Origin of the sequence: Ensifer adhaerens (assembly GCF_013283195.1) — a bacterium.
GTDB lineage: Bacteria > Pseudomonadota > Alphaproteobacteria > Rhizobiales > Rhizobiaceae > Ensifer > Ensifer adhaerens_G.
Genome location: NZ_JABEKT010000001.1, coordinates 1,166,834 through 1,178,280, shown reverse-complemented (window position 1 = coordinate 1,178,280; position 11,447 = coordinate 1,166,834). Strand labels below are relative to the sequence as shown.

5 protein-coding genes are annotated in these 11,447 nt (G+C 58.0%); 1 reads left to right on the top strand and 4 read right to left on the bottom strand.

The annotated features are described in order from the left end of the window. Positions 1-199: 199 nt before the first annotated feature. The 4 genes from LPJGGPFB_RS05530 to LPJGGPFB_RS05510 form a co-directional block, all read right to left on the bottom strand. Entirely contained in the window at positions 200-1,696 is a 1,497-nt protein-coding gene (locus tag LPJGGPFB_RS05530) for a septum formation inhibitor-activating ATPase (protein ID WP_173419087.1), read from the bottom strand. Beyond that, positions 1,696-4,035, bottom strand: coding sequence for a phospholipase D-like domain-containing protein (locus tag LPJGGPFB_RS05525; protein ID WP_173419086.1), 2,340 nt, complete (start codon positions 4,033-4,035; stop codon positions 1,696-1,698). The genes LPJGGPFB_RS05530 and LPJGGPFB_RS05525 overlap by 1 nt, the downstream gene beginning before the upstream one ends. A 790-nt stretch (positions 4,036-4,825) precedes the next feature. After that, a complete protein-coding gene (locus tag LPJGGPFB_RS05515) occupies positions 4,826-7,453 on the bottom strand; it encodes a hypothetical protein (protein ID WP_173419085.1) in 2,628 nt (875 codons plus the stop codon). Between the two features lie 8 nt (positions 7,454-7,461). Continuing rightward, the gene (locus tag LPJGGPFB_RS05510) at positions 7,462-9,729 is read right to left on the bottom strand and encodes an McrB family protein (protein ID WP_234902769.1); all 2,268 of its coding nucleotides are present in this window, start codon (positions 9,727-9,729) and stop codon (positions 7,462-7,464) included. Between the two features lie 160 nt (positions 9,730-9,889). Between LPJGGPFB_RS05510 and LPJGGPFB_RS05505 the strand changes: the two genes are divergently transcribed. Further along, entirely contained in the window at positions 9,890-11,275 is a 1,386-nt protein-coding gene (locus tag LPJGGPFB_RS05505) for a hypothetical protein (RefSeq protein ID WP_173419084.1), read from the top strand. The last annotated feature ends 172 nt before the right edge of the window (positions 11,276-11,447 follow it).

Genomic DNA, 11,447 nt, shown 5'->3' with positions numbered 1-11,447 from the left:
TTAGGCGAGGATGACGCATTCAGCGTATCACTTCGCGCGCATAACGTTCTGATGGAGGAGAGAAGCGGAAATAATTTCCGCTCACTGATGATGTTCATCCGGGCGCAACCACCCAGGCATCGAAGACCAGGTAACAGCTTTCAACTCCGCACCATATGGTCGGCAGTGCCGTAACATCTTGAGCCCAGAGCATCTTTCCTCACAATACGCGGCATTCCCGAAGCAGATTTAGCGCGGTTTCCAAACGATCGGGGGTGGCCTCTGGCGGGTTACCGAGCGTGGTACCCGGCGTCTGGGTCCAACCTCCCTCATCCATGACAATGCGAAGTCGCAGGATGGTCTTGCCGCGTCCGCGTGCGTCGGCCATTCCTCGATTGACACACCAGTATGTGTGCTGAGCCATTACCCATGTCTCGATCGCTCGGACCAAGAACTCCCGCGGAGTCAAATCGCGCCATTGCTCGGCTTCTTTGCGAGCCCGAGCGAGCGGCAGGCGATCAAAGGCCTCGAACTCCAGGGCCTCGGCTGGCGCTTCTCGCAAGCTGTGGCGCAATCCGGCGAGAACTGCCGGGGCTATTCCGTTCCGTGATCGCAAAGCGGCCTTGATCAGATCGAGGACTTTGACTGGATTGCTGTTCGCCCGCGACGAAAACAGCCACGTGGAGGCCGTTTCTGGCATCTGCGCTTTGTCTAGTTGGGCAATGAATTCATCGGCCAGTGCCCGGCTGTGCATCGGCCCGTCACCGAGCGTTTCAACGGTCCAAAAGAATAGTCCTTCCAAGGCGAGACGGAAAACTTGGCGCACCTGAACCGCACGCCAATCAGACGCGATGGCCGGGCGCGTGTCAGAGGTGTCCCACACATTCGGCGGGTCCGACATGCGCGCCCTGATCTCGTTGACGTCATAATCTTCGATGCCGAGATCTTCAACACCTGCAAGGACAAGCGCGATCCCCTCCTGACGAGCAGCAGGCGCTTTCGATCCTCCGAGCCGTTCGTACAATGCATCACACTCTACCTTGAGAGGCTTCTCCATTGACCACAGCTTACCCCACCGTACAGCGTCCTTGCGACCTACCCTTACCTGGCCAAATCGACTAAAGGCATGATGATCGAGTTCGCCTTCAAACTTCCGCTCGAAGGCGTCAAGAACAGGATCCAACTCCTGCGGCGTAACGAAGACGCCTACTCCTTCATCTGCCCTTTTGATCCAGCCCATTGTTTGCAGGCTAGGCCCGTAGTTCAGCGGAGAGATGAGACCCGTGGAATAGCGACGCATGTCCCGTCGGCGCTCCCACTCCTCCCCGCCGAAAACATAACTTTCAGCATCAAGCAATTCCCGCATCGCGACCGCTCCTGGAAGGTCTGCGTTTGGATCGACCAAAAACTGTGACCAGGCGTAGATTGCTTCGATCCGATCTACGAAGTCGCGAATTTCGAAGTCGGTAGCGCCCTTTTTCTTGTCGCTCTCCAGAATACGGCGAACTCTCCTCCATGCCCAAGCCATGATGACGTAAGGTCTGATATGCCGGGCTACGTTGTTCAGATTCGGAAACACTCGGTCCATCAGCCCAAAATTGATCTGGCGGAGTCCTAGAGGGTCGACGCCGCCGGGACTTATGGCAATTTTGCTTGCGATCTGCGGCTCCTCTCTCGAAGCCGCTTCCTCAAGAAGTTCGGTTAGCGACGCCGGCATCAGATTTCCTCGCATAGAATAATACGGCCGCAGCATTCAGTGACGCCGAGTTGACGAAGGTCGGCGGAGCGCGCCAACGGCAAATTCATGCGACAACGCGGGCAGCCAGAGGGCCGTGTCTTGAAGACGGAGAACTTGCCGAAAAGGTCTCGATCGGTCAGGGCCTTCTTAAGCTTTACCCATTGGTCCGACTTCGACAAGAGCACGGAGCCTTCGAAAGGCACCTCTGCGGCGGCCGCAAGCAGATAGGCACGAACTTCCTCGCCACCGGTCTTGGAGCGAATAATGCACTCAATGAACTCCGCTGGATTGAGATCTTGCGCAAGCAACTCCATGAAGGCCGGTATGGACTCGAAGATGCCGGGGATCAGCGTGCCTAGATCAACGTCCCGAAGTAGGAGGGCACGCCTCGCCCTTGCAGCACTGTTCGGTGCGACATCCGTCCCGTAATATACTAAGAAGGACGCCAACGCCTGATCAGCGGCCGCGCCGTTGAAGGACGTTATAGCGGGCAGTATCTGACTAATCCAAGATCGTACTTTCACAGACGGCGGTCGTATTCGATCAGCCACAAAATGCGTCAGAGTGAGGGCCAGGAAAGGATCTGCTACGGAACTTTTCGAGTCGAGCATCTTGGGAAGCAGAGCCTCGAAATGCTCAATCGACTTTGCATTCTGCTGATCATTTTCCTTAGTGCGTTTCGCGTTTGTTTTCTTATCGTCGTCGTCGGCGTCGTCATCTCGTTCGGAGTTCCAGGGCCCGCGCGGTGTCGAAAATGCCGAGCGTAGCAATGCCATAGCGTTCTTCCAAGCGGCCGAACCATTCCCGCTGGCTTCGTGACGAATGTCTTCAATCGAACCATCGAGGCTTTCAAAATTCACGAATGTCGGAGTCTTGTTTTCGTCGCCCCCTGCGGAAGCCGTTGATTCCTTCGCTACGCGAGGCAATCTGTTAGGATCCTCACGAAACCATGCCAACATGGCTGCAACGTCTGCTGGGGTCTCATTGCCTGCAAGGACTGCGAACAGACGAGTCGCCATCGGACCCGCCCTTCGAACCAACTCTGTTGCTACAGTGATGGCAACGAACCCTTCGACCACCGTCTCTTGCTGCTCTAGCCGAAGAACAAGACGCCCAATTTCCCAGGCCTCTTGTTCGAGGCCATGTGCCTCAATGCTCAGGCGGCCAGTCGAATCGATATCAGCATAGCCAAGCTCGCGAGTTCTCCGAACTGTTCGCACGCAGACTTTTACGCGGCCACGGACCTTAGGGGTAATTACGGTGGCCTTTATCGCGCCGCCCTCAAGCGAAGCCCGGAGAACACCGACACCGCCTGTGGTCTCCTCACCATCGTCTGCCGCCTGCGCGTCTGGTCGTTGCGGTACGTCCGCGGAAGACGTCTTCCACCCCATCAACGTTTGCCGTTGGATACGAAGGACCGACGCCTCGACGTTTGCCCCGAACAACCCAGCATGGGTGCTGTTGGCGCTGCCTGCTACCAACAACCTCCCTCGTTGGCACATGATTTCGATTGACTTTGCGTGAAGAAGACGGCCATCAGCCTTGAACGGTAGTGGGACTTCGACTGCGTCGCGTTTGCGTTTTCCCTCAAACGGCCACGAGACCGCTCCAATCCCACGAACGTTGCCGTCTTCATGAACGTGTAGTCGAACATCGTGGCACGACAACAAGTCGGACAAAGCGTCGACTCCGCGCCCATCGAGGTCGTGATAAGGGGATACGACAGTAATCCTTCGGGCACCGCCGAGTTCATCAGCAAACCGCGCGATCTCCGAGCCGATGGAGCCGCCAACGCTGTGGATAATTCGTACCGCGCCAGTCCTTGGTCCGGTGTGGTTCGCAGCGCGAAGAGTATCTGCCAATCGAATGAAAGCAGGGCCTGCCGCCGTCTGAATGCGTTCGGACATGGCGAGTAGCTCGAACATGTCTGCCGCGTCGGCCATCGCGTCTGAGGCGAAACTTGGATGGAGGTGTTCTACAACCTCCAAATTGCCTCCCCAACCGCCAAATGTGAGGTTACCCGAACCGACGAGTATATGGGCGTCGTCCGCAGACGCGAAGACGCTTATCTTTGGATGAAAGACGCCCGTTGTGCAGCCGACCGGCTCGATGTCGTAGTCGCGACCGGCACGTCGAGCGCCTTCCTCGCTGAGTCCCGATCGCACCCCTTCGGGATCTGCGAGGATGAGAGCCGACCGACTGCCGCCTCGGACTAGACGATCAAGGACAACTGACTCGAAAAACGACAGACTCAACGCATAGGTCGTAAACGCGACGCTTTGCCACGGCGCTCCCGATACCAAGTCTAATGGATTCAAGGCTTTCCCCTCTAAGCCACCTCGAAAGTCTGCCCATTACTGCAACACGATCTAGCGGATACTGTAATCTCGCTATGATTGTCTCTTTTTTACCCGTAACGCAACTCGATCGGGGCGGATCCGCCCACGATGACGCTTCACCGTGGAGGATTAGATTTAGGGGACGAAACTAGTCAATTATGCAGGTCTATCGACGCGAGGCCGAAAAGCAGCGGCTTCTGGTCAAGAAGTCGGATTTTGCCCAGACCCGGCTGCTCTTCATCTTTGAGGCATTGAAGTAACTGCTCCCTACCGACGGCTTCATCAATCTTGCCGGGCGCGTTATGGCCGCCTTGCCGCAAGGTCGGTCAGCGGAAATAATTGCCGCTGGCTCTCTCCTGTTGACTGATGCCCAATGCCAGGGCACAAAGGTGGCATCCACGGTCGCTCGCGATGGGAAAACAGAGGGAATTTCAACGATTTTCAGCTAAGTCGTTGAAATAATGGGGGAGGAATCCAAGCCCCCCAAGCAAGCACTTTTTGGTCCCATTTCCGCCGTTTGCTGGCCGTCACTTTTCACCCAAAAAGTGACGTTTCTACAGTCAGTTGGCGCGATTTCGCGTCAAATATGTGATATTCTTCAGATCCCACCGACGCTTGGAGCTTTGTAGAAAAAGCGGCTGGGGACCTTGTTCGACCGCCCCCAAACAAGCCGTGACCAACGACCGTCGTTTGGGGCCGATAGCACCATTCAGCGAAAATCCGATCAAACCTGAAGTACTGGCTCACATCAATTATTTCCCACCAGTAGTCAAAAGCCCGCGCCGCACTCATAACAGACCACGTTGGAGATCTGATCGGCGACGGTCAGATGGTAGGTCATCTGTAGGCCGTTCTTGTGCAAAAATGTCCCACAGCCGAAACAGCGCGTCTGCATGGTGCCAGTGCCGCACCGGCTGCAACTGTAGTACCATTTTCGGTTTCCTCTTTCGGTCCGATCTGGCTTGACGTCCGCTGGCTCATGCGCCTCTCCGCAGGCGATACAGAAGGTGGAATTCGATCGGCAATTTTCGGTAGTATTGCTCCAACGCCCGGCATTCCCGTCGCCGTTTCCATCCCGCACTTCTCCGACCTCGAGCTCCGGAAACACCTGCTGAAGCTGGAGAGCGATCAGGCGTCGCAGATTGGTCAAGGACGCCGCGCCAGATATAGGGTCGGCGGCAAGTTGAATGCTGCCGTGAGCGTGTCCCGTGGGATGTTCCTGCCCATAATCGCAATCCCGGCTCCAGCCGAGCGGAGAGGTCTGGTGTGCGATAGCGGCCTTCGCAGGTTGGAGGATAAAGACGCGGTCGCCGTCTTGGCCGTACTTCTTCGTATCGACCAGTACCCTCAACATCGAAGGAAGCTCATCTGGCTTCCACCGGGTACGAAACTTGGCGTCCATGACCAGGCCGGACTGCGGCCGTGTCACATCTCGAAAGATAGGCCGGCGACGCCCCCAGCCCCGTTCATCATCACCGCTCTTCGAAACCGGGGCGCCGCCGACGGTGAAGCGCAGGCGGAAGTCGGGGCGACGACCATTAGCCAGCGTGGGCTCAACATCGAGGCGGGCGGTCATGCTCGGATGTACCCGCGTGAAGCTCAGTGAAAAACCGGCGTCATTTGGCTGTCCGGCTGGCGATATGGACGTGACCAGATGCTGCACCCAGCCCCCCTGTGGCTCGAAGCCGAAATCCTGCATCAGGATGCCGATAATTTTGATCAGGCACCAGCGTTCGTAGAGCGCACTGGCGTGCAGCGTGTTGATGCGCCCCAGCCTGTCGAGAACATCTCCGCTGAGACCTGTGCGTTTTTCCAATTCAGAGACCCTATGGTAGGTAGCCAGTGCCGCGGCGTAGATCGGCGCCTGAAAAAAGCGCATCCCCAGCGGAAATTTCGAGCTGGAAACGACCCTGAGATGTTCCCATGCCGCGTCCTGCTGATCGAGTGAATTTGCGACGACGTTCAGTTCAGACGAGACGATCGCACTACCTTCAACGCGCTCTGCAAAATGGCCGGCGCGTGTGAGTGCCGTGTTCGCTTCAAGCCGATATTCTTCACGCTCCGTGCGGCCTATCGGCCGATGCCATCCATCTCGTTCATATCGGGATCGCGCGGTCTCGCGACGCACAAGTACCGGCGAATGGGGAAAAGCATTTGATATGTGCGTGAAAGTCGCTCGGCGACCTACCTTGCCATTAGCTGTCCGGAAGGTGGTGATGACCGCGTTCCCCGTTAGGTCTAGACAGATATCCTTGTCGAAACGGCATGCGGCAATCACTAAGTCATGGAGATCGTCGGGGAGCCGCGCCACACTGAAAATAATGCCTTCGCGCTCGTCATAACGGTCATCGCGATCGGGATTGCGATAGAAAAATTCCTTGGCAGCCCCTCTGTCTCCCTTGAATTCCTTGCCGACGGTGAACCGGTATTGTCGCTCGCCTGGCTCTGGCGCGACCGAGGAACCGGACCAGGTAGCTATGGAATCGAGGCGCTTACGAATGTCAGAAAGCTGGTTGTCAAAAATCTCGGGATCGACCGCGACCCTCTCCACGGCCAGCAGGTCGGCTGCTCGTGATTTCTCGCGCACTGCTCTGGCAGCAAGATGGGCTTGATGGTGGCTGGACGAGCGGGCGAGGGATCGCGCAAGGCGGCGGCAGTGCTCGACAAGGCCACGGAGATAGCGGTTCTCCGGAATGTCGGCGCTTTCCTGTGCTGTTCGGCCCGGGTAGCTTCGAGCTCCCGGCCGACGCATCACGGCGCGGAAAGTCTCCGAATTGGGACGGACCCGTGCCGTTGCTACTACGCCGGTCACTTCGCGGATTTCGCGGGCCGGATGCTCGAGAACGCGGCTGGCGGCGTCAGTGAACCCTTTGAGGGCAAACAGCAGATCACGACTGTTGTCCGATCCCACCTCGCCCAATGCGCCGGTCGGGCGCCCTATCGCAAGCCAAACGAGTTCATCTGTGAAATCGTCAAGGTATTCCTGGGCATGCGCACGATCGAGCTCCAATGCCACGGCGTCGAGGATGAGCTTCTGGCGAGAGCCCAGCTCGACTGAAAACGAACCGAACGAGCGATGCATTTCCGAGACATGCTTGTTGCCGGCCTTGCTCCAGCCTGTCTCGGGGATCCACCACATTCGGTCACCACCGTCGGACACCTGCAGCCACGGCAAGCGTTCATTCTCGGCGTTGATTGTGCACGGCTCGACGCCAGCCAGAGCACCTGACAACTGAAGGCCAACCCATGGGGCAAAGTCCCGGAAAATCGATACTTCGGCATGAAGCGTACCATCTGGCGCGGTCTCGATCTCGATGGGATAAGTCGACACCTCCACTCGGCGCGCTACGCCTGGAGCCTGCCATTCAATATCGAGATAGTGCGCCAAAACCCCCATGGCACGGCTTAGCGCAGCCAGTAGTTGACGATGCCGTTGTTGCCCTCGGCAAATTTGATCATGCGCTCCAGATCCGCAACGCTGCTTGTGTCTGGATCGAGTCCTGCATTTTCAAATCGCTTGCCCAATTCGGCGCTCAAATCCATCAGAAGTTCGCGTCGTGACCGCCCATTGCCGGCGGGGCGCGCAGAATCAAACGCGATCTTCGGCAGGATCTTGTGCTTGACCACATTGTCCAACGCCTCATCTGAGCCGATCCCGGCAGCAGTGGCGGCCTCGATGTACCCCTGGGACTGGCGCACGGCGCGCAGTCCGAATTCCACCCCCAGCGGGTCCAGATACTGCCGCGCGATCCGCAAAAGGAAGGCCACATTTAAGTCGCTGCGATCGAAAGCAGGATAGTCGGCACGCTGACCGAGTTCGTGTGGCATCATTCGCAAGGAGGCCTTCACAGAGGCCGGCGTTGACGCGACATCCCGGATTTCTCGCTCGATTGCGTCCCAATCGGCCAGCATGGGGTTCCGAAAACGCAGTACCTGCACACGGTCGAGCACCTTGGGTGAAAGCTGATGCGTCGTGTCGTCCATGTTCACTGCGCCAAGGATCCACACGTTCGACGGAAGAGTAAGCGAGGTGGGCATGCGAAGCTGGGCCGCCAGCGAGCGTCGTAGGCGGGTATGATGCACCAGCACGGACTCGTTGTCCGCCAGGCCTCCGAGACGATGAAGTTCGGCGTTGGCTTGGTCGTGACGGAGAATTTCCTCCAGCGTTGCAGTATCAGGAAGTCCCGTGCGGCGGCGCGCCTCAGCGTCCACGGCTAGGAAGATTCCTTGCTCCACGACGACGTGACGTTCCTCGTCGGCCGTGTACAAGTGGATCTCGGGTGACGTGGAGCGGCTCTCAAGCAAGCTAAGGAAATCGGCGAAGTAGTGCTCTACCCGTGCCAGGTTCATCTCGTCCAGGCAGATGAAATGCGGCACGTGAGGACTGCGCGATGCGACCTGGAGTGCGAGAAGGAAAGGCGTGGCCTGATAGCTTCGCTCGATCGGATTATAGTAGCCGAGCAGGTCCTCGGGACCAGTCCAGTTGGGCTTGACCGGAATTACCGTGCAGACACCTCCGATCGCTGCCGCGGCCGCACGCACCAGGCTCGTCTTGCCAGAACCGGAGTCTCCCGCCAGCACAATGAGGTCGCGAGTGCGCAACAACGCCAGAAAGTCGCGAAGCTGGGCCTGAGAATAAAGCAGGCCGGCTTCAGCCAGCCTGCTTTGGAGCAATGGCGCGAGGCGGGCATAATCACCGGCAAGGGCGTCAGTGAAACCTACGCCAGATCGCTCATCTTCCGGGCCCGTCATCTGGGGTATGAGCGCAGCGACGTCTTCGGCATCGGCCAGTCCCAGGGCAACGAGCCGATTGCCCTTCTCGGTGAGCAGATCCGTCAGCCGGCGATAGTTGATTTCCATAAGCTGCTTCTCCTGCTCCACGGTGCTTTTGTACGCGGCAAACCGCTCTTGCTCGATGCCAAGCTGGACTTGCAGATCTGCGGCACTGCGTTCAGCTTCGTCGCGGCGTTGGCGATGCTTGGCGAGGTCCGCCTCAATCTTGGCCCTGGCCGCACGAGCATTATCCTGTGCCTGGCGTCGATCCCCATCCAGCCTGCTTAGCGTCTCGACGTTGTCCGCATGCCGACGGGCTAGTTCCTGGTCCTCTTGCAGGACCACCTTGCGAACGTGGCTCTCGATCTCATGCCGCGCCAAGGCCGAGATTCGCCTTACGGCTTCAGAGCCGGATACTGCGACCTGCCATTCGGCCGGAAGGTCAGCCAGAAGTCGCATTGTGCCCGAGCGTACGTTGAGGAGCCATGGATTTCGGCGCTTTCGGCGTTCAGTAAGAGATGAAAGCTCAAGTTCGGCGACGGCCCATTGTTTGCCTGCCTCAGCGTCACGCAGACCTATCACTTTACGGGACGGGCCCGGCGGGATGAATGCGGCAGATGGTTCAGGGTCGTCGCGACCTTGCACGCCTGGAAGTGTCGGGTATAGAAGACCTGCGCCACTTTCCGGATGCTCGATGTCGTCGAGAAACCACAGTTCGCGCCCATCCGTCAGGGACTTGACCCATACCCGGCCAACGACCCAGATGGGACCCGATCGGTTCAGACCCCAAGCCCTGCGCAGCTCATGAAGGAGGTCGGCAGGCGCTCGGGTGAGAGCCAGTTCAAGTGAACCTGGGATGTCACCGCCAGCAGCGCCGGCCTTTCGTGCGGCAGTTTCCATGGCCTAGAACTTAACAACTTTTCTAAATGCGGCAGCTCGGTTTGGTAAATCTGACGTCATCGGAATTAAATCAATTAAGTGTGAAGATGTCGTCAACCAAGATAGCAATAGATCAGGCCCGTATGTTGTATTGGTTCTTAATGCTCGGTCGGGAGGCTAGATGGGTGGCATTGGTATTAATTCAGATGGCGATTGCAGCACGCAAAGTGGCGCTCATGAAAGGCTGATACGTGAACTGCGCCGCGCGGCAGCTACATCTGCCATCGGCAGTGCCGTTCGCCTGTCGTTGGATGAGGAGCTACCTTATGGCGAGCGGGCTGTCCGCTGGTACGACATGATCACCTTTGCTGCCGCGATGAAGAAAAACGGCACCGTGGTAAGCTATTACGAGCATCATCCTTATCTGGACATTGACATCTCCGCCTCTGGCCGCGTCACCCTTCTTGGAATCCCTGCAATCAACATTGGCGGAGAATCCGCGCCAGCGGTCGGTTCTCCGGCCAGCTCATCGAACGTTTCCGTGTCGCAACAGTCCGATGTTTCTGCATCCGCGAAGGGGTCGTTTACCCCCGCACCTCCGCCGATCGCCTCAGTACTGTCCCTTATCGTCAGAGAATTGAATGGAAAGGTTCTGGGCTACCATGAGCTTGGGGCAGTTGTGGCTTCGGGCCTAGGTTACCCACCTGCCCATGCGAAAACAGATGGCACGCCAACGGGGGAGCCGAGCTATCAGCGCACCTTCGCCTCCGCCCTGACGAAACTGGTCAACGAAAAGCTCGTCGAGCGTCGGGGAAAGCTCCTGCACCTCGGCTACGATGTGGCGAGCCGTGTGAAATCCGGACAGCTCAAACTTCCCGTGATGGAGGAACCGAAAGTTAAGCCTCCGAAGCCGCTGGCTTCTCCTACAGCGCCGAAAGCGAACAACAAGAGCGAGCTTCCCGTCGCTAGGATTTGTGGGCAGTCCCGCGTGCCTAGAAACCTGGAAACAATGTCAATGCCGGATCTTCTGATCCTCTGGAAGAACGCACTACGGATTATCGGCGATCCCAAGCAGAAGACCAGTCATGCCAGCGCGCAGGCTGCCGTAATAAAGGTCACAAAGGAATGGGAACGCCGCGGATCGTCGAGCACCGACGTCAAAGGCTTCAAGTGGCCAACAACGGTCGCCAATGGAGGCAACGGCCGGCTAGGGCTTGAAAAGTCGCAGGCCGAGGGCATGCTGTCCTACCTCGAATACCGAGTGGGGCACACCCACGGCGAGCCCGCTCAGGTCAGGCAGGCCATCTTGCGCCGTGTGTTCGAAGCGACACTGCCACCTGTGTTCGATCGTGCGTATATGTTGGAATGGGGGCCGAACGGGTCGTCTGTCCGGCTCCAGAAGATGGCTGTGTCGATCGCGGCGTTCTGCAGGAACAGCAAGCGGCGAAAAGACGGGTCCCGGGAGGATGCAATCCGTGAGTGGGAACAAGATTTGGATTTCCTGCATCGCCACTTCTACGTAGGCCATTTTCACTTCGGGTTCACCTGGCCGACATCTCAAATCTAGCGCCGCGGCTAACTGGCTGACCCCCTCTCCGCTTTGCCAACGGCGGTCTACGTGAGAAAGATCTTCTATCCTCAACGCTGCCGGAGAAAGCTTCATCCGTCTTCCGAGCGCATTCGACAGACACATTCGGTCAGCAACGTGCGCGCCATTCCGGATGGCAACCCGCCCGCCT

Bases quoted from the DNA above. Each gene is read 5' to 3' on its own strand.
- LPJGGPFB_RS05530 (WP_173419087.1), bottom strand. From the start codon at position 1,696: ATGCCGGCGTCGCTAACCGAACTTCTTGAGGAAGCGGCTTCGAGAGAG.
- LPJGGPFB_RS05515 (WP_173419085.1), bottom strand. From the start codon at position 7,453: ATGGGGGTTTTGGCGCACTATCTCGATATTGAATGGCAGGCTCCAGGC.
- LPJGGPFB_RS05510 (WP_234902769.1), bottom strand. From the start codon at position 9,729: ATGGAAACTGCCGCACGAAAGGCCGGCGCTGCTGGCGGTGACATCCCA.
- LPJGGPFB_RS05505 (WP_173419084.1), top strand. From the start codon at position 9,890: ATGGGTGGCATTGGTATTAATTCAGATGGCGATTGCAGCACGCAAAGT.